At 65.2% G+C, this 26,457-nt stretch carries 21 protein-coding genes; 10 read left to right on the top strand and 11 right to left on the bottom strand.

Going from position 1 to position 26,457, the window contains the following annotated elements; all coding sequences use genetic code 11:
• Positions 1 to 54 precede the first annotated feature (54 nt).
• The 3 genes from GRI59_RS13190 to GRI59_RS13180 form a co-directional block, all read right to left on the bottom strand.
• Complete coding sequence (locus tag GRI59_RS13190; protein ID WP_160761711.1) at positions 55 to 915, bottom strand: ROK family protein; 861 nt, start codon at positions 913 to 915, stop codon at positions 55 to 57.
• Positions 915 to 1,994 carry a glycoside hydrolase family 68 protein gene (locus tag GRI59_RS13185; protein ID WP_237440847.1) on the bottom strand — a complete coding sequence of 360 codons (1,080 nt, stop codon included), beginning with the start codon at positions 1,992 to 1,994 and terminating at the stop codon, positions 915 to 917. Before GRI59_RS13185 ends, GRI59_RS13190 begins: the two co-directional genes overlap by 1 nt.
• A gap of 88 nt (positions 1,995 to 2,082) precedes the next feature.
• A complete protein-coding gene (locus tag GRI59_RS13180; protein WP_160761710.1) occupies positions 2,083 to 4,554 on the bottom strand; it encodes a TonB-dependent receptor domain-containing protein in 2,472 nt (823 codons plus the stop codon).
• 176 nt (positions 4,555 to 4,730) lie between these two features.
• Between GRI59_RS13180 and GRI59_RS13175 the strand changes: the two genes are divergently transcribed.
• The 4 genes from GRI59_RS13175 to GRI59_RS13160 all read left to right on the top strand — a co-directional run bounded on the left by GRI59_RS13175 (position 4,731) and on the right by GRI59_RS13160 (position 9,375).
• On the top strand, positions 4,731 to 6,059 hold the full coding sequence (locus GRI59_RS13175; RefSeq protein ID WP_160761709.1) for an MFS transporter: 1,329 nt from the start codon (positions 4,731 to 4,733) through the stop codon (positions 6,057 to 6,059).
• 2 nt (positions 6,060 to 6,061) lie between these two features.
• On the top strand, positions 6,062 to 7,087 hold the full coding sequence (locus GRI59_RS13170) for a LacI family DNA-binding transcriptional regulator (RefSeq protein WP_183363654.1): 1,026 nt from the start codon (positions 6,062 to 6,064) through the stop codon (positions 7,085 to 7,087).
• A 51-nt stretch (positions 7,088 to 7,138) separates the two neighbouring features.
• On the top strand, positions 7,139 to 7,399 hold the full coding sequence (locus GRI59_RS13165) for a hypothetical protein (RefSeq protein WP_160761708.1): 261 nt from the start codon (positions 7,139 to 7,141) through the stop codon (positions 7,397 to 7,399).
• A 176-nt stretch (positions 7,400 to 7,575) separates the two neighbouring features.
• Entirely contained in the window at positions 7,576 to 9,375 is a 1,800-nt protein-coding gene (locus tag GRI59_RS13160; RefSeq protein WP_160761707.1) for a DEAD/DEAH box helicase, read from the top strand.
• A gap of 18 nt (positions 9,376 to 9,393) precedes the next feature.
• Here GRI59_RS13160 and GRI59_RS13155 read toward each other — a convergent pair whose 3' ends face one another.
• The 8 genes from GRI59_RS13155 to GRI59_RS13120 all read right to left on the bottom strand — a co-directional run bounded on the left by GRI59_RS13155 (position 9,394) and on the right by GRI59_RS13120 (position 18,678).
• Positions 9,394 to 10,044, bottom strand: coding sequence for an NrsF family protein (locus tag GRI59_RS13155; protein WP_237440846.1), 651 nt, complete (start codon positions 10,042 to 10,044; stop codon positions 9,394 to 9,396).
• Entirely contained in the window at positions 10,041 to 10,565 is a 525-nt protein-coding gene (locus tag GRI59_RS13150; RefSeq protein WP_160761705.1) for a sigma-70 family RNA polymerase sigma factor, read from the bottom strand. Before GRI59_RS13150 ends, GRI59_RS13155 begins: the two co-directional genes overlap by 4 nt.
• A gap of 102 nt (positions 10,566 to 10,667) precedes the next feature.
• The gene (locus GRI59_RS13145; protein WP_160761704.1) at positions 10,668 to 11,798 is read right to left on the bottom strand and encodes an acyl-CoA dehydrogenase family protein; all 1,131 of its coding nucleotides are present in this window, start codon (positions 11,796 to 11,798) and stop codon (positions 10,668 to 10,670) included.
• Positions 11,799 to 11,822: 24 nt separating this feature from the next.
• A complete protein-coding gene (locus GRI59_RS13140; protein WP_160761703.1) occupies positions 11,823 to 13,019 on the bottom strand; it encodes an acyl-CoA dehydrogenase family protein in 1,197 nt (398 codons plus the stop codon).
• A gap of 509 nt (positions 13,020 to 13,528) precedes the next feature.
• Positions 13,529 to 14,620 (bottom strand): LLM class flavin-dependent oxidoreductase, encoded by a 1,092-nt coding sequence (locus GRI59_RS13135; protein ID WP_160761702.1) that lies wholly within the window; start codon positions 14,618 to 14,620, stop codon positions 13,529 to 13,531.
• 150 nt (positions 14,621 to 14,770) lie between these two features.
• A complete protein-coding gene (locus tag GRI59_RS13130) occupies positions 14,771 to 15,685 on the bottom strand; it encodes an aldo/keto reductase (RefSeq protein WP_160761701.1) in 915 nt (304 codons plus the stop codon).
• Positions 15,686 to 16,693 (bottom strand): LacI family DNA-binding transcriptional regulator, encoded by a 1,008-nt coding sequence (locus tag GRI59_RS13125; protein WP_160761700.1) that lies wholly within the window; start codon positions 16,691 to 16,693, stop codon positions 15,686 to 15,688. It abuts the gene before it with no gap.
• Positions 16,690 to 18,678 (bottom strand): alpha-glucosidase, encoded by a 1,989-nt coding sequence (locus GRI59_RS13120; RefSeq protein ID WP_160761699.1) that lies wholly within the window; start codon positions 18,676 to 18,678, stop codon positions 16,690 to 16,692. The genes GRI59_RS13125 and GRI59_RS13120 overlap by 4 nt, the downstream gene beginning before the upstream one ends.
• Positions 18,679 to 18,842: 164 nt before the next feature.
• On the opposite strand from GRI59_RS13120, the gene GRI59_RS13115 reads away from it, so the two are divergent.
• The 6 genes from GRI59_RS13115 to GRI59_RS13090 all read left to right on the top strand — a co-directional run bounded on the left by GRI59_RS13115 (position 18,843) and on the right by GRI59_RS13090 (position 26,391).
• Entirely contained in the window at positions 18,843 to 21,158 is a 2,316-nt protein-coding gene (locus GRI59_RS13115) for a TonB-dependent receptor (RefSeq protein ID WP_160761698.1), read from the top strand.
• A gap of 105 nt (positions 21,159 to 21,263) precedes the next feature.
• Complete coding sequence (locus tag GRI59_RS13110) at positions 21,264 to 22,529, top strand: MFS transporter (RefSeq protein WP_160761697.1); 1,266 nt, start codon at positions 21,264 to 21,266, stop codon at positions 22,527 to 22,529.
• A gap of 85 nt (positions 22,530 to 22,614) precedes the next feature.
• On the top strand, positions 22,615 to 23,709 hold the full coding sequence (locus GRI59_RS13105; RefSeq protein WP_160761696.1) for a YeiH family protein: 1,095 nt from the start codon (positions 22,615 to 22,617) through the stop codon (positions 23,707 to 23,709).
• Positions 23,709 to 25,211, top strand: coding sequence for a glycerol-3-phosphate dehydrogenase (locus GRI59_RS13100; protein WP_160761695.1), 1,503 nt, complete (start codon positions 23,709 to 23,711; stop codon positions 25,209 to 25,211). Before GRI59_RS13105 ends, GRI59_RS13100 begins: the two co-directional genes overlap by 1 nt.
• Entirely contained in the window at positions 25,208 to 25,780 is a 573-nt protein-coding gene (locus GRI59_RS13095; protein WP_160761694.1) for an NADPH-dependent FMN reductase, read from the top strand. Before GRI59_RS13100 ends, GRI59_RS13095 begins: the two co-directional genes overlap by 4 nt.
• Complete coding sequence (locus tag GRI59_RS13090; RefSeq protein WP_160761693.1) at positions 25,777 to 26,391, top strand: 3,4-dihydroxy-2-butanone-4-phosphate synthase; 615 nt, start codon at positions 25,777 to 25,779, stop codon at positions 26,389 to 26,391. Before GRI59_RS13095 ends, GRI59_RS13090 begins: the two co-directional genes overlap by 4 nt.
• The last annotated feature ends 66 nt before the right edge of the window (positions 26,392 to 26,457 follow it).

Raw genomic sequence — 26,457 nt, 5'->3', positions numbered from 1 at the left:
GGCTCTCCCCTGCGATAATCTCCGGCGCGACTATCGGGGGGACGGGGCGGCAACTCAAGCCTTGGCAGCACCATCAGCGAGCATCATCGCGCCGGTGATCCCGGCTTCGCTGCCGAGCCGAGGGCGGATGACGCGGTGGCGGGCAGTCCCGGGCAGGTATCCCGCATCAAGCTCTCGGGCGCGCTGGGCGACCCGCTCGACAAGGCCGGGCGTGTTCGCCACGCCGCCGCCAACCACCACGTCCTCGACCGCGACGCTGGCGAACAGCACGTGGCAGGCTTGCGCAATACATTCGGCGATGATCGCGTGGCCGGGGTGATCAGCGGGGAGATGCGAGAGGGACATGCCCCAGCGCGCCATGATCGCCGGACCGCTGGCGAGGCCTTCGAGGCAATCGCCGTGGCTCGGGCAGGTGCCGGGGAAGTCGCGATCCTCGGGGTGACGGCGCGGGTAGATGTGGCCGACCTCAGGATGGGCGATGCCGTGGACCGGCTGGCCATCGAGCACCAACCCGCCGCCGATCCCGGTGCCGACTGTGAGATAGGCGAGGCTGCCCCCCGCCGATCCGGACGCCGCATGTTCGGCCAGAGCTGCCGCGTTGACGTCAGTGTCGAACCCCACCGGCACGCCCAGCACTCCGCCGAAGTATCCCGCGATGTCGCAATCTGCCCAACCCGGCTTGGGGGTGGTGGTGATGAAGCCCCAGCGCGGCGAGGTGCGACCCAGTTCAACCGGGCCGAAGCTGCCGATGCCGAGCGCGGTGATCCCGCCCTGCCCCGCGAGCCATTCCGCCGCCTCGGCCAGGGTGGTCTCGGGATCGCGGGTCGGGATGGTGTGGCGCGCAGTGATCCGTTCAGGCGACGGTCCGACCGCGAGCACGAACTTGGTGCCGCCCGCCTCGATCGCGCCCAGCATCAGGCGACCTGCTCTGCCGCATGGACACTCGCCCGGTCGCCATCCAGCGCCAGCCGGAGCAAGGGCGCGGGTACGCCGCCAAAACTGCCATCGGGCAGCACATCGACAAAGCTACAAACCGTCAACGAGGCGTCGACGAACCAGCTATAAGTCTGCAACGGTCGGTCGACCGGGTTGGCGAGCACCAGTCCGGTCCCATTCAACGGCCGCCACGGGTCTGCCATGCTGTCTGCCACCATTCCGTACAATCCCCCCGGCGCATGGCGCAGATCGGGCGCGAAGGTTGCCGTCTGCGTCGACCAGAAGGCGTAGTAATGTTTCGCGTGATACACCAGATGGGCGCGCTCTAACTCGTTGTTGACGCCTTCTGCATGGAGGCAAGGCGGCATCAGGATCCATCCGTTTGCGCCCTTCAGCGCCAAGCCAAACGCCCCGTTGAACGCACTGCCAGACCCTGCAAGCGAGGCGGTAAAGGCGAGGTATTCACCGCCGTCAGCCGGATCACGGAAATAGGCCGGATCGCGGAATGCCTTGATCTTTCCGGCCTCGCCCTCATGGGCATCGGCGGGCATGTAATGCGGGCCATATCCCGTCACCAGCGGGGTAGGAAACGACCATTCGCCGGGCCAACCATCCGCTCCCAGCGGCGCGCTGGCCGACCACAATTCCTGCTGGTAGCCCCCGGCGCGCGCCGCAGTTCCGGCGGCGGTGAAGAACAGGGTCACCACCCCCTGATCGAGCAGCGCGGAGCCTGCCCATTCGCGTTCATAGGGGATGGCAAGATCGGGCAAGACCGGGCCACGATCATGCCAGGCCCCGCCACGCCGCTCGATCCAGTGGATCTTCGCCTCGAAATGGCGGAGCGCCGGATCGCCGCGATCCGGCGCGGTCAGCGCCATCCACAGCTCCCGCCCGGCGATCAGTGCGCGCGCGCCGTGCGCGTCCTGCACCGGCCACATGTCCCAGTAGAGCCGCGCTGCATCCAGACCCGAATGGTCAGGCGCCACCACCGGCGGAATGACGCCGCCCTGCCCCGGCTCAATCCGGCCCACGTGATCGGCTGTCCAGGCGCTCGTCATGGCGGCAATCTATCCCAATTCGTGCAACAAGAAACAGGCTGGCCGCCGGGGAGAATGGCGGCCAGCCCGTGTGCTTCCGGTGAGGCTCCTAGAAGTCGAACCGCACCGAAGCGAGTACCGTACGCCCGGCAATCGAGCGCGCCCGCACGATGCCATTGGCGGGGATCGAACCTTCCTCCGCCTCGGTGAAGCCGGTGGCGTTGAACAGGTTCTGCGCGTTCAAACCCACCTCGATCCGCTCGATCGGGCGGAAGGCCAGGAAGGCATTCACCTGAGCGAAGGCCGGCAGCACCAGATCATTATTGTCCTGCGTGAAGCTTTCGGTGGTGCCGACCACGTTGGCGCCGATGGTGAACATGTCGGCGTCATATTGGGCGGTCGCCTGATAGACGAGATCGGCCTGACGGCGCGGGGTGTTGCCGATGGTATTGGCCGCCAGCGCGTCGACGATCTCGGCGTCGGTCCAGGTTGCCCCCGCCGACAGCGTGAACGGGCCGGTGCGATAGGCGCCTTCCAGTTCGATCCCGTAGGCTTCGTATTCGGTGTCGAACAGCTCCAGCGGGGCGAGTTCGACATTGGTTTCCGCCGTCTTGGCAAAGAACCCGGTGGCGAACAGCGACAGGCCATTGGCCTGATACTTCAGCCCCATTTCCAGCTGATCGACTGTGGCAACCACGCCCTGATCGCCGCCCGGCAGGCTGCCGTCGACCGCGCTGATCGCGGGCGAAAACAGCGAACGGTCCGCCGTGTGGCGGCCGCCTTGGCTGTAGCGGGCAAACACACCCAGATCGTCAGTCACAAGGTAGTTCGCGCCCAGCGAGAAGCTGAAGTAATCGAACTCGTAATTGACCGGCCGCGCATTGCCGAGCGGCAGGATCGCGGTCTGTGCTTCCGCCGGGCTGATCGTGCCATTGCGGTTGAAATCGAAGCTGCCGATGCCGGTGCCAAAGCCGCTGTCCGATCCGGTGATCGTCCCGCTGGCATCGCCGTAATCGTAACGGATCGAGGCATCGATGGTCAGGCGGTCCAACTCCAGCGACAGCGAGGCGAACGGCGCATAGGTGCTGTAATCGACATCATAGTTCCGGCGGCAGCAATTGCCGAAGAAGCTGGCGCTGTAACCCACCGTGCCGTTCTGCGTAACGAGGTTGCCGCCCGCATTGCGGATGTCGACCAACACGGCCTGCCCGTCGCCCTGAATGGTCTGCACGTGGCTGGTCCACAGCCAGTCGGTGTTGATCGTCTGGCGCGACAGGTAGAAGCCGCTGGTGAAGTTGGCCGTGCCGCCGCCGATGTCGAACGCCTTGTTGACGCGAAAATCATTGGTGACGTTGTCGAGGCTGTTCAGACGGACATTGAACACCACGATATTGGCAAGGAGCCCATTGCCGCCGATGGTCGAAGCATTGGCGCTTTGTCCAGCGTTCGGCCCGCTGGCGAAGACGATGCTGGAACCCGCACCGCCGATGCCATTGGCAATGTTCTGCGCCGTGTCCGCGCCCGCCGGGAAGGGCGACTGGAAGCTGCCCGAATTGTCGGCAAAGCGGAAGCGGTTGGTTAGCGTCCAGCCGCCGCCCACATCGATCTCGCTCTCGATCCCGAAGGCGAGGCTCTGCACCGAAAGCCCGTCGCGGAAATCGTAGCTTGTGGGGTTGTTGTTGCCGTCGAGCGACTGGGCCGGCGTCAGGAACGGGCTATAAAGCGATGCGGTGCGCGGATCGAAGCCGGCGATCGCCTGATAATCGGGGTTGCCGCCGCTGCCTGTCACCCGCACCGGTTGCGGCAAGATGGTGGGGGTGCGGTCGTCGAGATACTTCGCGTGAAAGCGGATGTAGCCGCCGTCGAATTCCTTGGTGATGTTGGCCTTGATCTGGCCGCCATCATAGCCGTTGTAACCGATGTCGCGCGGGCCTTCCCCGGTGCGGTAGAAGCCGCCGACGTGGAAATAGAGATCGTCCGCCAGCGGCGCGCCGTAATCGAAATCAAGCCGGTAGCTTTCGAAATCGAGGCCGACAGAGCCCTGGATCGCGCCGCCTTCCTGCTCGCCCGTCTTGGAGATGAAGTTGATCACCGCGCCCGGCGCGTTCGACGCGAAGGTCGAGGCCGAACCGCCGCGCACCGCTTCAACGCGGGCGACCGAGCGGTCAGCGCGCAGGAAGTTGTCTGCATTGCCAAAGATGATGTCGCCAAATTCGAGGATCGGCAGGCCGTCTTCCTGAAGCTGGATATAGCGCGCACCGCCGGTCGAAACCGGAATCCCGCGCACCGCGATATTGGCGTTACCCTCTCCGCCCGAAGCTTCCGAGCGGATGCCCGGGATCTGGCGGATAAGGTCAGCCGAAGACGGCGCGGCAAGGTTGGTGATCGCCTGCGAACCGATGGTGCTGACCGAGACCGAGCTTTCGATCCGGTTCTGCCCGCGGGCCACCGCCGTGACGATGATTTCCTCGCCCTCGGTTTCGGTCGCGGCATCGGTGGCGGCAACATCCTGTGCCAGAGCCGGGCTCATCAGCAGGCTCGACACGGCTGCACTGGCGCAAAGCGCGGTACGCAATTTCATGGCTTTCTCTCCTCTCGGGTGCGCGCTTCTTTGGCGACGACGATGCAGACCTAACTTTCCTGCAAACGATTGCAACAAGAATCTTGCAATCGTTTGCAAATTGCGTGGAATCATGTCACTTCAAAAGCACAGCGCGGCGACATGATCGTGCGGAATAGAGGATGGGACAGGCGGACATGATCGATAAGCCACGGCTTTCGTTGCTGCGAATCATCGAAATGAACATCGGTTTCTTCGGCTTGCAGTTCAGCTTCGGGCTGCAACAGGCCAATATGGGGCCGATCTACGGCTTCCTCGGCGCGGACGAAGCGACCATGCCGCTGTTGTGGCTGGCAGGCCCGATGACCGGGCTGCTGATCCAGCCGATTGTCGGCGCGATGAGTGATCGGACCAACACCCGGATGGGCCGCCGCACGCCGTACTTCCTGATCGGCGCGGTGATCTGCACGCTCTCGCTGTTCGCCATGCCCTATTCCAGCACCCTGTGGATGGCCGCCAGCCTGCTGTGGATCCTCGACGCGGGCAACAACATCACGATGGAGCCATACCGCGCCTATGTGGCGGACCGGCTCGCCCCCGACCAACGCTCGACCGGGTTCCTGACGCAGAGCGCATTTACCGGCCTCGCGCAAACCCTGTCCTATCTCGCACCAAGCCTGCTTACCGCTGTCGTGGCGCGCGATGTGCTCGACGCCAATGGCATTCCGGTGATCGTGCGGATTGCTTTCATCATCGGCGCGATCCTGTCGATTTCGACCATCGTGTGGTCGGTGTTCCGGGTGCGTGAGCTGCCGCTTTCGCCAGAGGAGGAAGCGGACCTTGTCGCCAAACCGCTCACCATCCGCTCCACCTTCGCCGAGATCGGCGCCGCGATCCGCGAAATGCCGCGCCCGATGCGCCAATTGGCGGGTGCGATGCTGTGCCAGTGGTATGCGATGTTCGCTTACTGGCAGTACATCACCTTTGCCGTGGGCCGCAGCATCTACAACACCAGCGATCCCGCCAGCACTGCCTTCCGCGAAGCGACGCTGACCGCGCAGCAGGCGGGCGCCTTCTACAACTTCATCGCTTTCCTCGGCGCGCTGGTGCTGATCCCGGTGGTCAAGCGCTTCGGTGCGCGCCATGTCCACGCGGTGTGCCTCGCCGCATCGGGCGCGGCGATGCTGATGATTCCGGGAGCCTCGACCCCGGCCGCGCTGTTCGTGCTGATGCTCGGCATCGGGATCGGCTGGGCCGGAATGATGGGCAACACCTATGTCATGCTCGCCGACTGTATCCCGCCGGCGCGGAACGGCATCTACATGGGCATCTTCAACCTGTTCATCGTCATCCCCATGCTGATCCAGACGCTCACCATGCCGCTGATCTATCGCCCGCTGCTGGGCGGCGATCCGCGCCACGTGCTGATGCTGGGCGGCGTCTTGATGCTGGCGGGCGCGCTGGCTACGCTGTTGGTTGATGCGGGGCACAGGCAGCCACGCACGCAGGGGCTGGCGACAAGCTGACGATGGACGAGGACAAGACCACCCGCGTGACGGTGCGCAATATCACCGATCTGGCGCGGCTGGCGGGCGTCTCCCCCGGCACGGTGAGCCGCGCGCTGGCGGGCAAGAGCCTGGTCAACACCAAAACTCGCGAGAAGATCGAAGCGCTCGCGCGCGAACACGGCTTCCGCCCCAACCAGATGGCGAGCGGATTGCGCCGCCAAAAGACCGGCGTGATTGGCGTGGTCATCCCGCTCGGCCATGACAGCCGCCAGCAAATCTCCGACAGCTTCTTCATGACCCTGCTCGGCCATCTCGCCGACGAGCTGACGCGCGAAGGCTATGACCTGATGCTGCGCCGGGTGGTGCCGGAAGACGATGCCGACTGGCTCGACCGCTTTATCGGTTCGGGCATGATCGACGGAGTGATCGTGATCGGCCAGTCCGACCAGTTCGACCGGATCGAGGATGTCGCCGATGGCTACGGCCCGATGGTGGTGTGGGGCAACCACACCGAAGGCCAGCGGCACTGCGTAGTCGGCACCGACAACCGCTTGGGCGGCAGGTTGGCAGCAGAACGCCTGATCGCCGCCGGGGCCACCCGCCTCGCGTTTCTGGGGGACACCACCGCGATGGAGTTCGCCGCGCGCTTTGCCGGGGCGCAGGACATTGCCTCGCGCATGGGCTTGCCGCCGATCATCACCCTGCCCACTCACCTGTCTCCCGACCGCGCGAGCGAGGAGATCGCCCAGCACCTCGCCGCCCGTGCCAGCCAGATCGACGGGATCTTCGCCGCCACCGATACGCTCGCCGCGTTGTGCCTGACCGAGCTTCGCGCCTGCGGGATCGCCGTGCCGGGCGACATGAAGCTGGCCGGGTTCGACGACCTGCCGATCGCCCGCCAGACCGTGCCCCCGCTCACCACCGTGCGGCAGGACATCGCAGCAGGCGCACGCGGGCTGGTCGATCTGCTGCTGCGGCGGCTGGCGGGCGAGAAGACCGAAAGCCTCGTCCTGCCCCCGCAACTGGTCGTGCGCGCCACCACTTGAGGCCCCCGCGACCGGTAGGCAAACGCGCCTGCGTGCGATAGGGACGCGGGCATGGACATGGTTGATCTCCTGCAACGCTATTTCGGCACCCGCGATCTCGACGCCGTATCGCCCGCCGCTCTGCCTGACGGGGTCGAGCGGATGCGGGTCGATTTCGGCATGACGCAGGACCGCGGGCAGCGCTTTGCCTTGTGGACGTTGCTGATGGTGCTGGGCGATGCCCCCGAGCTGGATGTCGCTTTCGCGCATGAGGAAGACCGTGAGGCCGCGCGCAATTTGATGGATATGCTGGCCGCCGCCGCACCAGAATAGGTATAGCGGAACGCCCTTGTGATTTAATCGCAAGCCAAACACCCCGAAACTGTGTAAGGGCCGCTTGTCGACGCTCTGCGCGAGGTTGGCCTGGTGGCCCGATCCGCGCTCCGCTGTCCCCCTTGTCTCTCCGCCTGCCCCCTGTGGCGGCGCCCTTGTCTGAAAGCCTTCTCCCCATGCCATTTCCCCATATCGCCGCTGGCCTCGCCGAGGCCCTGGCCACACGCGGCTATGAAACGCTTACCCCGGTGCAGTCCGCCGTGCTCGAACCGGAAGCGCATGGCCGCGATCTGGTCGTCTCGGCGCAGACCGGCTCGGGCAAGACGGTCGCCTTTGGCCTCGCTTTTGCCGATCAGGTGCTGGACGAAGATGGCCGCGTGCGCCGCGCCTCCGGCCCGCTGGCGCTGGTGATTGCCCCGACCCGCGAATTGGCGCTGCAAGTCGCCCGCGAACTCGATTGGCTCTACAAGTCGGCAGGTGCCCGTATCGCCACTTGCGTGGGCGGCATGAACCCGCAGGTCGAACGCCGCGCCTTGGCTGGCGGCGCAAGCATTGTCGTGGGCACCCCCGGCCGCTTGCGCGATCACCTGGAACGCGGCGCGCTCGACCTGTCGGCGCTGTCCGCCGTGGTGCTCGATGAAGCGGACGAAATGCTCGATATGGGCTTCCGCGAGGAGCTGGAAGAAATTCTCGACGCGACGCCGGAAGAACGGCGCGTGCTGATGTTCTCGGCCACCATGCCGCGCCCGATCGAAGCCCTCGCCCGCCGGTACCAGCGCGATGCGCTGCGCATCCAGACTGGCGGCAGCGAGCGTGGGCATGGCGACATCGCCTATCAGGCGGTCACGGTCTCGCCGTCCGAAATCGAGAACGCGGTCATCAATCTGCTGCGCTTCCACGAAGCCGAAACCGCGATCCTTTTCTGCGCCACGCGCGACAATGTCCGCCACCTGCACGCGACCTTGCAGGAGCGCGGCTTTGGCGTCGTCGCGCTGTCGGGCGAGCATTCGCAGCAGGAACGCAACCAAGCGCTCCAGGCCCTGCGCGATCGCCGCGCCCGGGTGTGCGTGGCCACCGATGTCGCCGCACGCGGGATCGACCTGCCCTCACTCAGCCTCGTCGTCCACGTGGAAATCCCGCGCGATGCCGAAACGCTCCAGCACCGTTCGGGCCGCACCGGGCGCGCGGGCAAGAAGGGCATCGCGGTCATCATCGTTCCCTTCCCGCGCCGCCGGCGGGTCGAATCGATGCTCCACCATGCCAAGATCAACGCCGAGTGGATCAATGCGCCCAGCCGCGAGGACATCATCGCGCAGGACCGGGTGCGGTTGCTCGACAAGCTGATGCAGCCCGTCGAAGTCACCGATGGTGACCGCGAGCTGGCCGACAAGCTGCTCGAAACCAAAAGCCCGCAGGAAATCGCTGCCATGCTGGTGCAGGCGCACCGTGCGTCGATGCCTGAGCCTGAGGAGCTGCTGGCGCAATCCGTCGATGCCCAGCGCGCCGCGCAGAAGGATCGTCACCGCGAAGGGTTCGAGGATACGGTCTGGTTCCGGATGGATATCGGCCGCCGCCAGAACGCCGATCCGCGCTGGGTCATGCCGCTGATCTGCCGCCGCGGTCATATCACCCGCAACGAAATCGGCGCGATCCGGATCGCTCAGGCAGAGACCTATTTCCAGATCCCCCGCGCCATCGCGGGCAAGTTTGCCGAAGCCATTGCGGCGACGGCGGGCAGCGAGGAAAACGGCGGCTATGTCGCTATCGAGCAATCGAACGAGCCGCCGCGCATGGCCGCGCGGGAGAATGCCAAGCGCGGCAAGCCCAACGGCCCTGCCCCGCAGCGTCCGTTCAAGCCCAAGCCCGTCGGTCCCGGTGCTGCGCCCGGCGCTGGCTTCGCCAAGCCGAAGCATTTCGCCAAGGCAGGCGGCAAGCCTCAGGGCAAGTTCAAGGGCAAGCCCAAGGGTCGCGATTAAACCCTTCTGGGCGCTGGCCTACCAGCGGATCAGGCGAGGCACCGTGATACGGCCAAGCCCCGCCATCGCCAGCACCACCGTGCTGTGCCATATGCCGATATGGACGATGTCATTGTCCGGGCAGTGGAGCGAGAAGGCAAAGATGCCGAAAGCCCCTGCCGCGACGCCCGCGACCAGTCCGGCGCGGTCGGGCGCGGTCGGGGCGCCGCGCCGTAGCCACAGCACCAGCATCGCGAACACCAGCAGCGAGGCGCCCCCGCCCAGCACCAGGCATTCGCCCCCATGGCGCATGGTCTCGGCAGAGAGCATGTCGCGCCCACGGCTGATGCCGACGATCAGCCCCGCCACGGGCAACAGCCCGGTCATCGCCGCCGCCCAGCGCCAGCCGCTGTAGTCGCTACCGACCTGCGGGCGGCTCATCACCACGACGGTGACTGTCGCTGCCAGCGCAAGGCCGAGATACAGCCCGGTCGCCAGCAGATGCATCGGATTGACGCGCCCCTCCAGCCAATCTGGCCGCAAGCCGAACAAGGCGATCACGACCGCCGACGAGAGCGTCGCCGCCGCCAGCGTGGCCGCCATCCCCGCGCCAAAGCGCAGCGGCTTGACCGGCTCGAGGTCGCCAACCAACTCGGCAATCAGGGCATCGGAATTGCGCGGCATTGTCATTCTTTCTCAATCATATGGGCGAGCTTTTTCAGCCCCCGGTGAATGTTCACTTTGACGAGCGCCTCGCTCTGTCCGGTCGCGGCCGAGGCTTCGGCGATGCTCATCCCTTCGATCTTCACCAGCGCAATCGCGCGCTCCTGTGCGGGTGGAAGCAGGCCGAGCAGCCGGTCCAAACTGATGCGCGCGGTGACGGCGGGTTCGTCGTCCGTGCCGATCAGCTCTTCGCGCAATTCGTGCTCGTCAGCGCGGTACAGGCGGCGCAGGTGATCGACCCAACGATAGCGCGCAATCGCGGCCAGCCACGGCAGGAACGGGCGCGACGGATCCCAAGAGGCGCGCTTGGTGTGGAGCGCGATCAGCGTTTCCTGCACCAGATCGTCAAGGCTGGAGGGCGCGATCCGGCGGCTGTAATAGCCCCGCAGCCAGCGCTGACACGCGTCCAGCAGCGAGGCATAGGCCTGCTTGTCGCCTTGCTGCGACAGCGCCATCAACCGGGCGAGCGAGGCTTCGTCGGCTCTCATGCCCGCTGGTTCGCGGCCGCCGTGCAGGCGGTTACACTGCCCACGAAAAAGCCCCGCCCTCGGATGGCCGAGAGCGGGGCGGTGTTCATGCGGGCCTGCGCCTCAACCGAGGGCGACGTGGCGCTTCATGTGGTGATCGACATTGCCGAACTCGCTGTCGAAGATCGTCAGGCGCTTGAAGTAATGCCCGATGGCATATTCATCGGTCACGCCGTTGCCGCCGTGGATCTGCACCGCTTCCTGTCCGATCAACCGCGCCGATTGCCCGACACCGACCTTGGCGGCCGAGACCGCGCGCTTGCGCTCGACCTCGCCCGAACCCAGCCGCAGCGTGGCGAGATAGGTCAGCGAAACGGCGGTTTCGTAAGCCGTGTACATGTCGACCATGCGGTGCTGGAGCACCTGGAAGCTGCCGATCGGCACGCCGAACTGCTTGCGCTGGCGGCTGTATTCGACCGTCATGGCGTGCGCGACCTTCATCGCTCCGCAAGCTTCGGCGCAAAGCGCGGCGATAGCTTCGTCGGTCACCAGCTCGATAAGCGCCAGCCCTTCACCCTCGGCGCCGATCAGCGCGTCTGCGGGGACGGACACGTTCTCGAAATAGACTTCCGCAGCGCGGCGGCCATCGACGGTCACATAATCGCGGGTGGTGATCCCGGCGGCGTCCTTGGCGACCACGAACACCGAGACGCCCGAACGATCCCGGCGTTCACCACCAGTGCGGGCGGTGACGATCAGGTGGCTGGCCCAGGGCGCGCCCATGACGACAGCCTTGTGGCCGTTGATGACATAGCCTGCGCCGTCCTTCTTCGCGGTGGTTTCAAGGTCGGCATAATCGAACCGGCCGCGCGGTTCGGCATAGGCGAAGGCGAACACGGAAGACCCCGCGACGATCCCGCCGATATGCTCTTCCTTCTGCGCCGTGGTGCCGCCGTGCTTCAGGAAACCCCCCGCGCAGACCACGGTGGGGACGAACGGCTCAACCACGAGGCCTTTGCCGAACTCTTCCATGATGACCATCGCATCAATCGCGCCGCCGCCGAAGCCGCCATCGGCTTCGCTGAACGGCATCCCGAGGATGCCGAGTTCAGCCAGCTGCGCCCAGACTTCGGGCCGCCAGCCTGCGGACGAGGCAATCGCCTTGCGCCGGGTTTCCCAGTCGTACTGTTCACGCACCAGCCGTGACAGGCCATCGCGGACCATGTCCTGCTCTTCAGTGAAATTGAAATCCACGTATTCTCTCCCGTCCTTCGGCTCTTACAGGCCGAGGATCATCTTGGTGATGATGTTGCGCTGAATTTCGTTCGACCCGCCATAGATCGAAGTCTTGCGCATGTTGAAATAGGTCGCCGCCGCGTGCTGGGCATGCGCCGGGCCAACGGCATATTCGTTCGAGCCGGTGTCATTGGCGATGCTGCCGTAATAGGGCGCGCTATAGGTGCCGACCGCTTCCAGCGTCAGTTCGGTAAGGCGCTGCTGGATTTCGGTGCCCTTGATCTTGAGGATCGAGCTTTCCGGCCCCGGCCCCTTGCCCGCCTGCTCACCAGCGAGGGTGCGCAACTCGGTGATTTCCAGCGCGGCGAGATCGATTTCGAGCTGGCTCACCTTCTTGGCGAAGTCAAAGTCCTTGATCAGCGGCGCGCCGTCCAGCGTCTCGTTCGCGGCGATTTCGCGCAGCTTTTCAACGCCGCGCTTCGAGCGCGCCACCCCGGCAATCCCCGAGCGTTCATGGGCGAGCAGGAACTTGGCATAGGTCCAGCCCTTGTTCTCCACGCCCACGAGGTTCTCGACCGGCACGCGCACATCGGTCAGCCAGGTTTCGTTGACCTCGTACCCGCCGTCGAGCAGCTTGATCGGCTTCACTTCCACGCCCGGCGTCTTCATGTCGACGAGGATGAAGCTGATGCCTTCCTGCGCCTTGGCGGTGGGATCGGTGCGGCACAGGAAGAAGCCCCAATCGGCGTGCTGGGCGAGCGTCGTCCAGGTCTTCTGGCCATTGATGACATAGTGATCGCCGTCACGCACCGCGGTGGTCTTGAGGCTGGCAAGGTCGGAACCTGCGCCCGGTTCCGAGTAACCCTGACACCACCACACTTCGCCGCTGCGGATGCCGGGCAGGTGCTGGGCCTTCTGTTCGGCATTGCCGAAGGTGTAGATCACCGGACCGACCATCGACACGCCGAAGGGCAGCGGCATGAAGGTGTTGGCGCGGGCGTTTTCTTCCGACCAGATGTAACGCTGGGTCGGGGTCCAGCCGGTGCCGCCATATTCGACGGGCCATGCCGGGACGGACCAGCCCTTGGTGCCGAGGATTTTGTGCCACGCGACCATTTCCTCGCGGGTCATGTCTTCGCGCATGCCGAAATCGCCCAACTCCTTGGGGTGGCTTTCGGCGATGAAGGCGCGGACTTCGTCGCGGAAGGCCTGTTCTTCGGCGGTGAATTCGAGGTTCATGGCGTGCTCTCTCCAGCAGATGGTCTGTGCTTTGCGATACGCTTTGTCACGCCCTGCGGACGCGGAAAAGAGGCAATTGCGCGAGGCCGCGTCGCCGTAGCGGCAAGGAGGTGGTCGATGGCCCCGCGCGCGGGATGCGAGGCGGCGAATCGACCGACGCTCCCCTTATTCCGTCATCCCGGCGCAGGCCGGGACCCAGACGCGGCAAACCTTGCCCTATGCGGCCCTAGGCCCCGGCCTGCGCCGGGGTGACGGCAAGAAGGTTCCGCCTCATGCCGCGCGTTTCCTACACGCCTGCCACGCGCTATCGGTCGGGCGGCTCTTTTCTATCGTTGAACCAACCCATGCCATGCGGAGGGAGCGAGAGGCCTCCCCCCCCCGCAAACCTGCAAAGTGTCAACTTCGCTTTTTGCAAGCAATATACCGGAATATCAGCGAAAAATTGCAAAGTGGACGCTTGACACGCTGTCAACTTTGTCAAGTTCGCGGCCGCGTTCAGGCCGTCTGCGTCACATCTCCAATGGCCCGTGCTGAATGTGTGGCAGCACATGGCGGGCAAACAGATCGGCCTCCTGTGCGTGGGGGTAGCCCGACAGGATGAAGGCTTCGATTCCTTCGGCCTGATAGGCGCGCAGCTTGGCGAGCACCTGATCGGGCGTGCCGACGATCGCCGCGCCGCAGCCGGAGCGTGCGCGGCCGATGCCGGTCCACAGGTTCTCTTCGACAAAGCCGTCGCCATCCGCCGCGCCGCGCAGTTCCTGCTGGCGCTGGACGCCGTAGTTCTTGGCGTCGAGGCTTTTCTCGCGGATCGCGCGGCCTGCCTCGTCGTCGAGCTTCGAAAGCAGGCGATCGGCGTAGTGCCGCGCCTCGTCCTCGGTCTCACGCACGATCACGTGGGCGCGGTAGCCGAACTTGAGGGTCCGCCCGTGATTGGCGGCCCGCGCCTTCAGGTCGGCGATGTTCTCGCGCACCTTGTCCATCGTGTCGGGCCACATCAGGTAGACGTCCGCCGCCTCGGCCGCACACTCGCGCGCCTCGTGGGAGAGGCCGCCGAAGTAGAACGGCGGGCACTTGCCATTGAGCGTCGTGATGCGCGGTGGATCGAGCTTGAGCTGATAGAACTCGCCGTCAAAATCGAGGTGTTCGCCGTTGAGCAGCGTCTTGACGATCTTCATGATCTCGGTGCCGCGACGGTACCGCGGGCCGGACTCGATTTTCTCTCCCGGCATATCGGAGGAGATGATGTTGACGTTGAGCCTGCCTCCGGTGCCAGCAGCATTCGGGCCAAGAATGCGGTCCAATGTCGCGATCCGGCGCGCCAGCTGCGGCGGCCAGTCTTCGCCCATGCGGGTGGCCCAGAGCAGCTTGATGCGCTTGACCTGCGTCGCCACGGCAGCGGCGAAGATCGTGGTGTCGACGCCCAGCTGATAGCCCGAGGGCAGCAGGATGTTGTCAAACCCGCCTTCTTCCGCGCGCAGCACGATGTTGCGGCAATGCTCCCAGCTTGAGGCGAGATAGGGATCGGGGACGCCGAGGAACTCGTAATCGTCGTCGCAGAGCGCGGAGAACCACGCGATTTCGCATTGTTGCTGTTCAGTCATGACTTCAATCCCATCCCAATTTTCGTTCTGCTTAGAACCGCTCCCCGTTCGTGCTGAGCTTGTCGAAGCACCGTTCTTCTGGAGGTCACGCGCTGAACCCGAAGAAAAGTGCGGCCCTTCGACAAGCTCAGGGCGAACGGAGAATTTAACTCAAGGCAAAGGCACACCCCGCGCGGCGACCAGCACCGCGTACCAATCCGTCCGCGTCCAGCGCACCGTGAGCGCAGTCGCACCTTCCGCAATCCGCTCGGCGTTCTGCGAGCCGATGATGGGAATGATCCCCGCCGGGTGCGCCATCAGCCAGCTGTAGGCGGCGACCGTGCGCGAGACGCCGTGCGCCTCGGCCACGACATCCAGCGCGGCAGCCACCGCGCTCTCGCGCGCATTCTCCGGCGCGGTGAGCCTGCCGCCGCCCAAGGGTGACCATGCCATCGGGGTCAGGCCCAGCATCATCGCCTGATCGAGTTCGCCATTCTCGAAGCAATCGATCCGAAGCGGGCTGATTTCAGGCTGGGTCGTGACCAGCTTGTTGCCGAGGAAGTGGTTCAGCGCGGCGGTCTGGGCCATCGTGAAATTGGAGACGCCAAGACTGCGGATCTTGCCGCTCGCCATCGCATCATCCAGCACCCGCGCCGTCTCTTGCGGATGGGCGAGAATATCGGGACGGTGGATCTGCCACAGATCGACGCTGTCGACCTTCAGGCGGGTCAGCGACGCTTCGATAGCGGCGCGCAGATAAGCCGCGCTCTGATCGTACGGCAGCGGCGGCAGGATACCGCCCTTGGTCGCGAGCACCATCTTGTCGCGCAGGCCCGGTTCGGCGGCCAGCACCTCGCCCAGCAGCACCTCGGCATCGCCAAAGCCCGCACTACCATCGAAGCCGTAGATGTCGGCGGTGTCGAGGAAGGTGATCCCAGCATCCAGCGCCGCGTGCACCAGCTTGGCGGCTTCGGCGACGGTCCGGCCATTTTCGGTCAGCCGCCACATCCCCCAGGCAATGGGAGACACCTCAATGCCGCTCGCACCAAGGGCGCGGGTGGCAGGCGGAAGGGGCAGTTCACTCATCTAGGGGTTCCTCTTTGGCGGAGCGACCGAAGCGCGCTCGACAAGGTCATGGGGCAGGCGCTTGTGGGTGATGTCCCCGCCTGCGATCAGGATTTGGGTGGCGGTGCGCGCCAGATCGGCCATCGGCTGGCGGATCGTGGTGAGCGGCGGCCAGACGGTTCGCGCCAGCGTGGTGTCATCGAACCCGGCGACCGACAGATCGCCCGGCACATTGATGCCGCGATCATGCGCGACCGCAAGCACACCGGCGGCCATATCGTCGTTCGAGGCGAAAATCGCGGTGGGGCGTTCGGGCTGATCGAGCAACGCCTTCGCGCCCGCCACGCCGGAATCGAAGTCGAACTCGCCGTCGACCACCATCTGCGGCTCAAACGGGATGCCGACCCGGTCGAGCGCGCGGCGGTATCCGAACAAGCGATCGTCGGACGCCATGTGGTTGGTGTGGCCCTTGATGAACCCGATCCGGCGGTGCCCGGCGTTGATCAAGTGCGTGGTCATGTCGTCGGCGGCCTGCGCGTCGTCCATGAACACCGAGGATGTCAGCGCGTGATTGGTCCCCGGCGAGATGCGCACGAACGGCACGTCCATCCCCTCCAGCGCGCGCAGCACCGGATCGCAATCGGTGACCGGCGAGGAGAGGATGATGCCATCCACGTGGGTCTCACTCACCAGCCCGCGCACCTGATCGCCGACGCGTGGATCGGCAACGTCCACCGGTTGGGCGAGCAGGCGGATGCCGTTTTCCTGGCACACCTCCCAGCAACCCTTCTGGATCTGGAACATGTAATAGGGGCTATGATTGTCGTAGATCAGCGCAACCTGATGGGACTTTGCGCCGGACAGGATGCGCGCAGCCACCGAGGGCCGGTAGTCGAGATCGGCCATCGCCCGCTCGACCTTCTCGCGCAGCGTATCGCTGACATAGGGGTGGCCGTTGAGCACGCGGCTGACGGTCTTGACCGCTACGCCTGCGCGGGCGGCCACATCCTTGATGTTGGCGCGGCTCATCGGGCGAGCTCCGCAAACAGGGGCGCGAAGGTGCTGGTGCGGCGGTAGAAAACCGGCGGCTCGCCGATGGGCGCCGTGACATCGTGCCAGCCGGGGGTGAAGTCTGCGCCGCTCCAGACATGCCGCCATTCGCCTTCCGGCAGATAGACTCTCCGCATTACCGCCCCTGCCTCGATCACCAGCGCCACCATCAGGTCCCCGCCATAGAGGTACTGGTCTTGGATCGTGAACGTTTCACGGTCGAGCGGATAGTGGAGGAACAGCGCGCGCTGGGCCGGAAGGCCAGTCGCCTGCGCTTCGATCACGAGATGCCGAACATAGGGCGCAAGGTGCGCGTGGATATTGCTCCACCTGACACAGCCCTCGATCAGTTCGGCGTTGCTGTCGATCTGGAGATTATCGTCGGGGCGGTTGCCTTCGTGGGTGCGCATCACCGGGCTGAAAGCGCCCAGCTCGTACCAGCGCAGCAGCAATTCGGGCGAACGGACATTGCCGAACAGGCTGGTGTAGCCGCCCACGTCCGAGTGACTGAACGCGTTGCCCACCAGCCCCGATGACAGCGCGGCAGTAATGACCGTTCCGATCCCGTCATGGCGGCTGAAATCGACCGACTGGTCGCCCGCCCACAAGAGTGGACAATGCGCCTGGACGCCCGTGTGGCCTGCGCGCATGAACCACAGCACATCGCCCGTCCGCCCGCGCGAGGCGACGGCGCGCGCGTTGACTTCCGCCCAGCGCACAGGCCAGCGGTTGTGCTCCTGCATCGGGTCGCCATCGTGCAAGCGCAGATCGGTGGGCAGATATTCGCCGAAGTCCGCCATCCAGCCATCGAGCCCGAAATCGAGCATACGCTTGCCGATCACGTCCTCAGCGAACCATTCGGCAGCGGCAGGGTTGGTGAAGTCGACGACGCCAGCGTGGAACTCGCCGAAATCGACCGCATAGGGTTCATCGCTGTCGAGGCATTTGGCGAAGTAGCCCTTGGCCGCAGCCTCGGGATAGAGCGGACCGTCGACCGCAAGGTAGGGGTTCACATAGCCGAGGAAGCGGATACCGCGCGCTTTCAGCGCCGCGATGCGGGAGGGCAGATCGGGGTAACGTTCCGCGTTCCACTGCCAGTCCCAGAACAACCGGCGTCCGAAGCTCGTCTCGCGGATGCCGACCCAGTCTTCGCACCAAAGGCCGGAAATGGCAGCACCCGCTTCGATCAAAGCTTCGAGCCGGTCGAAGCTCGCCTCGCCCTGCTTGAGGCCGACGATGGCCCCACCCAATGCCCAATCGGGCAGCGCCTGACGCGGACCGAAGCGCGCGGCGAGCTGCCGGGTAAGGTCGGCGGGCGCGCCTTCGAACAGGTCGATGACTACCTCACCCGACCACACATGAACGCGCAACCGCCCCTGCTCGCTGGCGTCGAGTTCGACATATTCGGCATTGGCAAGGCTCAGCGCCCAGCCGCTGGAGCACAGCACCGTGGGTTCGGGATAGTTGGTCGTCCAGTAGTCCCCGCCCGCGAACGACCCGTCGGCACTCGCCTGATCGGTAAGCGGCGTGCCGGGTTCGCGGCCGACCCCCGGTTCGCTTGTCCAGATCGGAAATGTGCGACCGTTGAGAGCGAGATAGCTCATCTGCTCACCCCCGCCCCACAGCACATCATCGGGGGCCAGCGTGAAGTCGAGCGTGATGCGGTCATGCCCGGTGAGCGCGGTCATAGTGAGCCGCGATGCGTCTGGCGCAAGACTCGCGGACAGTTTCGCGGTTCCATCGGCGCTGGAGAGCACCGCCGCGCCCTCATCCGCCACTTCGCAAACAGACAGTGGCCTTGCTGCCACAGGGGTATCCGACAGGCGGAAATTGCCACGCACCATCGTGACCAGAGAATTGCCTGAAGACACTGAAATTACAGGACTATGTGGTCTGTTACGCAGGATCGTCCACCCCGCCAATCGCAGGTCAAATCCCCCCTCGCATGGCGTCATTGCCACCATTCTCGTCCCAGATTCCCTCACCGGGCTATCCCTTGGCCCGTTCTGACACCGCTTGACAGATCGCGGCGGAAAGCGCAACCCGAGCACCGAAAGATCGACCGCACGGGCGATGGTCTTTGCTATCGCCCGAAAGACCCGATCACGATGCAGGGGAGAGAATTACCATGTCCGCCACCACCCGTATTGCGCTTAAAACGCTCGCCATTTCCGCCAGCTCGCTGGCGCTGATGCACACTGCGCCGGCCATGGCGCAGGTCGAAGAAATCATCGTAACCGCCCAGAAGGTCGAAGAAAACGTTCAGGACGTGCCGATCGCGATCACCGCGGTTTCGGGCGATCGCCTGATTCAGGCGGGGGTCATCAGCCTCGAGAACATCTCGACCGTCGTCCCCTCGGTGACCTTCCGCAAGGGCACCACCAGCGCCAACAGCGCGATCGTGATGCGCGGCGTCGGCACCATCAGCTTCTCGGTCGCCGCTGAACCGTCTGTGTCCACCGTTGTCGATGGCGTGGTGCTGTCGCGTTCGGGCCAAGCCTTCATGGATCTGGTTGATCTCCAACGGCTTGAAGTTCTGCGCGGGCCGCAGGGCACGCTGTTCGGCCGCAATGCTTCGGCCGGTTTGGTCAACATCGTGTCCAAGGGCGGCACCGACACGTTTGAAGCCGAAGCCAGCGCCGACTGGTTCGAAGGCGAGGAATACCGCCTGCGCGCAGCCATTTCTGGTCCGCTGGGTGAAAACCTCAGCGCTCGCCTGACCGGCTTCTACGGCAGCTTTGATGGCAACATCACCAATATCAACGGCGGCCGCAACGACAAGGTCAATGGTTACGAGCGTTACGGCGTGCGCGGGATCATGGATTATGACGATGGCGGCAACACCGTCCGCCTGATTGCGGATTACTACAAGGCCGATGATGATTGCTGCGTCGACGTGACCGGCGCCAGCCGCGGCGCGTTGCAGGATGCGCTACTCGCACTGCCGGGCGGCGTGGCTCTGGGCGAGGACCAGCGCTTCATCAATAATGACCTCGTTACCAGCACGCAGGATCAGCAGTGGAGCCTGACGGGCACCGGCGATTTCGAGATCACCGACACTCACACCCTCAGCGTCGTGCTCGGCTACCGCAACTGGGAGAACACCGAGAACCGCGAGGGCGATTTCCTGCCGCGCGCAATCGTCGGCGCAGGCCAGCTGCATGATCTTGGTGTGGTCAAGACCGAACAGGTCTCGGCCGAAATCCGCCTCGCTTCGGACCAGTCGAAGCCGTTCTTCTATCAGGTCGGCGCCTTCGCTTGGCAATCGGACAATACTCAGGATTTCACCCGTCAGGGTGTGACCTGCGCAACCTCGACTCTCGCGGCGCTGCCGGGCGGAGCGATCCCGTGCAATGTTTCCGATACGGTCAACACGCTGTTCCCCTTCGCCACCTCGCGCAGCGACGTGCGGTCGAAGAACTACGCACTGTTCGGTCAGGCCACCTACCAGATCACCGAGCAGCTCTCGCTGACCGGCGGCCTGCGTTACACATGGGATGATCTTGAATTCACCCACACCCGCGCACCGGCGGTCAACCGCACCACCGGTCTGCCCGCAACCGGCCCGGGCACGAACGGCAACCCGGCGGGCGGCACCATCGCCAGCGGCGGCAACGGCACCAACACCAGCCGCGGCGAGACCACCAACGGCAACCTGTCGGGCCGGGCGGCGATTCAGTTCAAGCCGTCGGAAGACATCATGCTCTACGGCTCATACACCCGCGGCTACAAGGGTCCGGCCTTCAACGTGTTCTTCAACCACACCGCGCCGAACAACGCGGTGCCAATCTCCGAAGAGCTGTCTGACAGCTTTGAAATCGGGGCGAAGACGCAGTTCCTCGACAACCGCGTGCAGCTCAACGTCGCGGCGTTCATGGTCGAGTATGACGGGTTCCAGGCGAACAACTTCATCGTCGTCAATACTGCGACGATTTCGAACCTGACCAACGCGGGCACGGTTAAGAGCGAAGGCTTCGAAGCCGATCTGATCGTCAACCCGGTCGACGGGCTGAACCTGCGCGCCAGCGCGGCCTATGCGGACGCACGGGTCAAGCAGTTCAATCCGAACCCGACCACCAACGCGCCCGACGCACGCAACGGCACCGTGCTGCCGCTGGCGCCGAAGTTCGTCTACACCATCGGCGGGGACTATACCAAGGAACTGGGCGGGGTGACGCTGTACCTCAACACCGATTACCGCCACACCAGCACGCAGTTCTCGGACCTCGGCCAGTCGCCGACCACCCGGATCGATCCCTATGGCATCTGGAACGCCTCGGTCGGCTTCTCCGATCCGGACGACAAGTATCGCGTGACCTTCCACGCCCGCAACATCACTGATGAGAGCTACGTGCTGCTCAATATCGAGAACGGGCGCCGCTTGCAGATCCCGCGCGATGCCGACCGCTATTTCGGCATCAGCCTGCGTGTGCGGACCTTCTGACCCGCGTGGCAACTTGAAATCAACAAGGGCCGTCGGAGCGATCCGGCGGCCCTTTTTGTCTGGCCTTGCTTGCCCTGCTGCGTGCTTGAACTCTAGGAACCCGTGATGGCCCAACCTTCCTCGCCCATATCTGCGCGGCTGCGCTGGTCGCTGTTCACGGTGCTGTGCGTCGCGGGCGTATTCAATGCGATGGACCGCCCGATCATTGCGATCCTGAAGCCCGACATGATGGCCGATTTCGGTTGGAGCGATAGTGACTTCGGCGATCTCGCCGCAGTCACGCAATTCTCCGCCGCCTTCGCCTTCCTGTTCACCGGCTGGCTTGTCGACCGGCTCGGCGTGAACCGTTCGATGCAGGTGGGCGCGACCGCGTGGAGCCTTGCGGCGGTCGCGCATGGCTGGGCGCTGAGCACTGCGCAGGTGGTCGCCGCGCGCGTCGGGCTGGGCGTGACCGAGGCGGTGCAGACCCCGCTGACGATCAAGACCGTCGCCAGCCTGTTCCCGCCGGACAAGCGCAGCTTCGCCTTCGGCTTTGCGACCATGCTGGCCGGCGCGGGCACGATTGCGATGCCCTTCGTCATCCCGGCACTTGCGCTGGCGGTGGGCTGGCGCGGGGCGCTGGTGGCGGGCGGGATCGGCGGATTTCTGTCGCTGCTCGCATGGATGTGGCTGGCGCGCGGGGTGGCGCAATTGCGTGAGCGCACGCTGGCGGACAGCCCCGATCCGGGCGGCGAGAGCGCGCGTTACGGCGCAATCCTCGCCAACCGCGCGACCTGGGCAATCGTCGGTGCCAAAGCGCTTTCGGACATGACCTGGTGGTTCATCAACTTCTGGCTGGCGGATTACTACCGCAAGGAATTCGGCCTCACCACGCTGGAGCTCGCGGTGCCCCTGGCGATTGCCTTTGCCGGGTCAGGCCTCGGCGCACTGCTGGCGGGATGGGTGTCGACCCGGCTGCTGGAGCGCGGGCATAGCCCCAACCGGGTGCGCAAGGGCGTGATGCTGGCCTCGGCCCTACTGGTCGCGCCCCTGCCGCTGGTGCTGGAGCTCAACGCATTTTGGCCCGTGGCCGTGATGATCGGGGTAGTGATGGCCGGGCATCAGGGCTTCTCGCTCTCGCTGTTTTCGACCATCACCGATGTCGTCCCCAACGCCAAGGTCGGGCGGGTTACCGCGTTCGGCGCGTTCATGGGCAATATGGGCGGAGTCGCGATTTCGTTGATTACTGGCCGCGTGCTCGATGCAGGCTTTGGCTTCGTGCCGCTGTTCATCTTTGCCGCCTCGTCCTATCTGCTTGCGCTGGCGTGGTTCCAGTGGCTGCTGCCAGTGATCCGCCGGCCAGAAGAAGAAGCGGTCGATCTGTTCGCATAGCCGCCCAAGGCGCAGGTGCGGTTGCATTCAACAGGCTTGCGGAGTAGGGCTATGACACCGTGAGACATAAGGCAGGCTGAACGGCATGAAGCGCGATGCGCGCCCCGACTACGAGGCTTTTGCCGGCGACCTGTTCGGCGAGATCATGCTCGCCGATACGGCTGCTGCTGCCGCTACTAAGGCTGAGAAGAAGCCGTTGTCGCGCTTCGTCCCCGGTTTGGCGATCTGTGCCATTGCCGGAGCGGCTGCCGCCTGGCTCAGCCAGAATTACGGGGTGCCGATCATTTTAGCGGGCTTGCTGCTCGGCCTTGCGCTGAACTTTGCGGCCACAGACCCCCGCACCCATGACGGTCTCGACTGGGTCTCTCGCCACGGCCTGCGCGCCGGGATCGTGCTGCTCGGGGTGCAGGTCACCGCGATGCAGGTAATGGCAATGGGGCTGGTGCCGTTTTTTGGCCTTGCGCTAGTGATGGGCGCCGCGCTGATCGCTGCCCTCGCAGCCGCACGCCTGTCCGGACAGAGCCAATCGGTCGGCCTGCTCGGCGGCGGGGCGACCGCAATCTGCGGGGCGTCTGCTGCGCTGGCGCTGTATGGCGTGATCGGGCGCGAGCGGATCGATCAGGCGCTTTTCACCCTGACGCTGGTGATCCTTGCCGCCGCCAGCGCGATTGCGCTCGTCACCTATCCGCCGCTGACCCGGATGCTCGGCTTTAGCGATGCGCAGGCCGGGTTCCTGGTCGGTGCATCGATCCATGATGTCGCGCAGGCAATCGGTGCAGGGTTCGCGGTGTCGGACGCGGCTGGCGCGCAGGCGACCGTGGTGAAGCTCACCCGCGTCGCCCTGCTCGCACCGCTGGTAACGCTCGCCGCGCTGTGGATTGCCCGCGCCGAGCCGTTGCCCGAGGGCGTGGGCCGCACGCGGGTGCCGATCCTGCCCGGCTTCATTCTCGCGTTTTTGGCGCTGGTGGGGGTCAATTCGCTTGTTACCCTGCCCGCCAATCTGGCCGGCCATGCGCTGACCTTGTCAAAAACCTTGCTGCTGCTCGCCGTGACCGCCACAGCGATGCGGACGCGGACCGACCTGTTGCTCGGATTGGGCTGGCGGTCGGTGATGCCGGTGCTGGCGGCCACCATCGCCTCGCTCGCAGCAGCGCTGGGCTTTGCGTGGTGGATGATCTGATGCCTGAGCCTACCTCAGCGATGTTCGACCTTGCGGTGATCGGCGGCGGCGTGAACGGCGCAGGCATCGCCCGCGATGCCGCCGGGCGCGGGGCCAAGGTGCTGCTGCTCGAACGCGGAGATCTGGCGGAAGGCACCTCGTCCAATTCCACCAAGCTGATCCACGGCGGCTTGCGCTACCTCGAACATTACGAATTCTCTCTGGTACGCGAGGCGCTGACCGAGCGTGAGGTGCTGTGGGGCATTGCGCCGCACATCATCTGGCCGCTGCGCTTCATCCTGCCCCACCGCCCGGGCTTGCGCCCACGCTGGCTGCTGCGGCTGGGCCTGTTCCTGTATGACCATATCGGCGGCCGCAAATATCTGCCGTCTGCCGAGGGTGTCGACCTGACCCGCCACCCCGCCGGCGCGCCGCTCAAGCCCGCATATACCCGCGCCTTTGCCTATTCCGATGGCTGGGTGGATGATGCGCGGCTGGTGGTGCTCAACGCCCGCGACGCAGCGGATCGCGGAGCCGAGGTGCGCACCCGCTGCGAGGTGACGGCGCTCACCCGCGAGGACGAACATTGGCGGATCGAATCGGGGGGCGAGACCTTCCACGCCCGCGCCGTCGTCAATGCCGCCGGCCCGCGCGTGCTTGATCTGCTGGGCCGCGCAGGCGAGCCTTCGGCGCAGAAGATGCGACTGGTGCGCGGCTCGCACATCGTTGTCCGCAAGCTGTTCGACCACGACTACGCCTATTTCTTCCAACTGCCCGACGGGCGGATTTTCTTTGCGATCCCTTACGAACAGGACTTCACCCTGATCGGCACCACTGATGTCGATCACGATGGCAGCCTTGACGAAGTGCGCGCCAGTGCGGAGGAAATCGCTTACCTGTGCGCAGGCGCGTCGGAGTATTTCCGCAAGCCCGTCACCCCCGCCGATGTCGTCTGGACCTATTCCGGGGTGCGCCCGCTGATCGACGATGGCTCGGGCAAGCCGGAGGCGGCGACCCGCGGCTACAGCTTCGAACTCGACGGCGGAGCGGACGGCGCGGCTCCGCTACTCTCGGTGTTCGGCGGCAAAATCACTACCTATCGCGAACTCGCCGCCGAGGCGATCCGCCAGCTCGAGCCCTTCCTGCCAGTGCTGAAAGGCGAGGACTGGACGGGCAAGGCATTCCTGCCCGGCGGCGATTTCGAGCGGTTCGATGCGCCCGCCCTCGCCGCTGATCTGACCGTGCGCTATCCATTTCTGGGCGAGGTCGAGGCTTACCGCCTGATCCGCCTTTACGGTACTTCGGCCGCCACGTTCCTAGGCGATGCCGCCAGCGCGGCTGACTTGGGTGAGGCTTTCGGCCACGGACTGACCGCCGCTGAGATCGACTACCTCATCACCCGCGAATGGGCCCGCACTGCCGCTGACGTGCTGTGGCGGCGGACCAAGCTCGGCCTGCATTTCACGGACGCGCAAACCGCGCGGCTCGCTGCCTACATCACCGAAAGGATTACCCCCGCATGACCCGAATCGTAGCCCTTGGCGGCACGGTCAACCCCGGCTCGTCCACCGAGCAGGCGCTGCGCCTCGCTGCCGGAATTGCCGCGAGCGAAGGGGCGGAAGTGACGGTGTTCGGCGGCGAATATCTGACCGCGCTGCCTCACTACCTCGGCCCGCTGCACGATCCTTCGCAAGGGGCCGAGATGGTCGCAGCGGTGCGCGCAGCTGATGGCTTGCTGATTGCGGCGCCGGGGTATCACGGCACGATTTCGGGCGTGGTGAAGAACGCGCTCGATTACCTGGAAGACCTTTCGCGAGACGAGCGCCCTTACCTTGATGGCCGTGCGGTCGGGCTGATTGCCACAGCGTTCGGCGATCAGGCGTCGATGTCGACCCTGCTCACTATGCGCGCGATCACCCATGCCCTGCGCGGCTGGCCGACCCCGATGGGCGCGACGATCCGCACCTATCGCGGGCTGTTCTCGCCCGACGGCGAATGCCTTGATGAACGCGCGCGGGGCCAGCTGGAACTGGTCGGCAAGCAGGTGGTGCTCGGCGCCAAGAGCTTTGCTGCCGGAAGGGATCTGGCGTGACCAACGCGGTTTTCGACGCGGCGCTTGCCGCTGTTGCCGCGGGGCGGATCGTGGTGATTTCGGGCGACCGGCTGCGCGGCGGGGACATCGACCTGATGTGTGCTGCAAAGCACGTCACGCCCGAAGCGATCAATTTCATGGCCACTCACGGGCGCGGGCTGATCTGTCTGGCGGTCACGCCGGAGCGTGCCGATCAGCTGGGCCTCACCTTGGTGAACCCCGGCACCGCGCGCCAGACCGGGCGGCCTTTCGCCCGCTCGATCGAAGCGGCCGAGGGCGTGTCTACCGGCATCTCCGCTGCGGACCGGGCGCATACCGTGCAGGTCGCAATGGCCGAGGGAGCGAGCAATGCCGACATCCATTCTCCCGGCCACGTCTTCCCGCTGATCGGCCAGAGCGGCGGCGTGCTCGCCCGTCCGGCGGCATGCGAGGCAGCGATCGATCTGGCGCGGATGGCTGGCGCAGGGGACGCGGCGGTGATCTGTTCGATCATGCGCGATGATGGCGAGATGGCGCGGATCGACGATATCGGCGAACTTATCGCGGCCCATGATCTGGCCGTCGCCGAAATCAGCGCATTGATCGTCCGTCTGGAATCAGCGCGGGTCTGACCGAGCCTCCCTGGGGTCTCATATGAAGGTGGGTGCCGGCCCAACGTGCGGGTGGGGCATAGCAAA

Source organism: Erythrobacter ramosus, from assembly GCF_009828055.1.
Taxonomy (GTDB): domain Bacteria; phylum Pseudomonadota; class Alphaproteobacteria; order Sphingomonadales; family Sphingomonadaceae; genus Erythrobacter; species Erythrobacter ramosus.
This window is presented reverse-complemented; position numbering and strand designations above follow the sequence as displayed.

What these genes read in the sequence shown, in the direction of transcription:
- GRI59_RS13190 (WP_160761711.1), bottom strand. Translation starts at nt 915, where the DNA reads ATGCTGGGCGCGATCGAGGCGGGCGGCACCAAGTTCGTGCTCGCGGTC.
- GRI59_RS13185 (WP_237440847.1), bottom strand. Translation starts at nt 1,994, where the DNA reads ATGACGAGCGCCTGGACAGCCGATCACGTGGGCCGGATTGAGCCGGGG.
- GRI59_RS13180 (WP_160761710.1), bottom strand. Translation starts at nt 4,554, where the DNA reads ATGAAATTGCGTACCGCGCTTTGCGCCAGTGCAGCCGTGTCGAGCCTG.
- GRI59_RS13175 (WP_160761709.1), top strand. Translation starts at nt 4,731, where the DNA reads ATGATCGATAAGCCACGGCTTTCGTTGCTGCGAATCATCGAAATGAAC.
- GRI59_RS13170 (WP_183363654.1), top strand. Translation starts at nt 6,062, where the DNA reads ATGGACGAGGACAAGACCACCCGCGTGACGGTGCGCAATATCACCGAT.
- GRI59_RS13165 (WP_160761708.1), top strand. Translation starts at nt 7,139, where the DNA reads ATGGACATGGTTGATCTCCTGCAACGCTATTTCGGCACCCGCGATCTC.
- GRI59_RS13160 (WP_160761707.1), top strand. Translation starts at nt 7,576, where the DNA reads ATGCCATTTCCCCATATCGCCGCTGGCCTCGCCGAGGCCCTGGCCACA.
- GRI59_RS13155 (WP_237440846.1), bottom strand. Translation starts at nt 10,044, where the DNA reads ATGACAATGCCGCGCAATTCCGATGCCCTGATTGCCGAGTTGGTTGGC.
- GRI59_RS13150 (WP_160761705.1), bottom strand. Translation starts at nt 10,565, where the DNA reads ATGAGAGCCGACGAAGCCTCGCTCGCCCGGTTGATGGCGCTGTCGCAG.
- GRI59_RS13140 (WP_160761703.1), bottom strand. Translation starts at nt 13,019, where the DNA reads ATGAACCTCGAATTCACCGCCGAAGAACAGGCCTTCCGCGACGAAGTC.
- GRI59_RS13135 (WP_160761702.1), bottom strand. Translation starts at nt 14,620, where the DNA reads ATGACTGAACAGCAACAATGCGAAATCGCGTGGTTCTCCGCGCTCTGC.
- GRI59_RS13130 (WP_160761701.1), bottom strand. Translation starts at nt 15,685, where the DNA reads ATGAGTGAACTGCCCCTTCCGCCTGCCACCCGCGCCCTTGGTGCGAGC.
- GRI59_RS13125 (WP_160761700.1), bottom strand. Translation starts at nt 16,693, where the DNA reads ATGAGCCGCGCCAACATCAAGGATGTGGCCGCCCGCGCAGGCGTAGCG.
- GRI59_RS13120 (WP_160761699.1), bottom strand. Translation starts at nt 18,678, where the DNA reads ATGGTGGCAATGACGCCATGCGAGGGGGGATTTGACCTGCGATTGGCG.
- GRI59_RS13115 (WP_160761698.1), top strand. Translation starts at nt 18,843, where the DNA reads ATGTCCGCCACCACCCGTATTGCGCTTAAAACGCTCGCCATTTCCGCC.
- GRI59_RS13110 (WP_160761697.1), top strand. Translation starts at nt 21,264, where the DNA reads ATGGCCCAACCTTCCTCGCCCATATCTGCGCGGCTGCGCTGGTCGCTG.
- GRI59_RS13105 (WP_160761696.1), top strand. Translation starts at nt 22,615, where the DNA reads ATGAAGCGCGATGCGCGCCCCGACTACGAGGCTTTTGCCGGCGACCTG.
- GRI59_RS13100 (WP_160761695.1), top strand. Translation starts at nt 23,709, where the DNA reads ATGCCTGAGCCTACCTCAGCGATGTTCGACCTTGCGGTGATCGGCGGC.
- GRI59_RS13095 (WP_160761694.1), top strand. Translation starts at nt 25,208, where the DNA reads ATGACCCGAATCGTAGCCCTTGGCGGCACGGTCAACCCCGGCTCGTCC.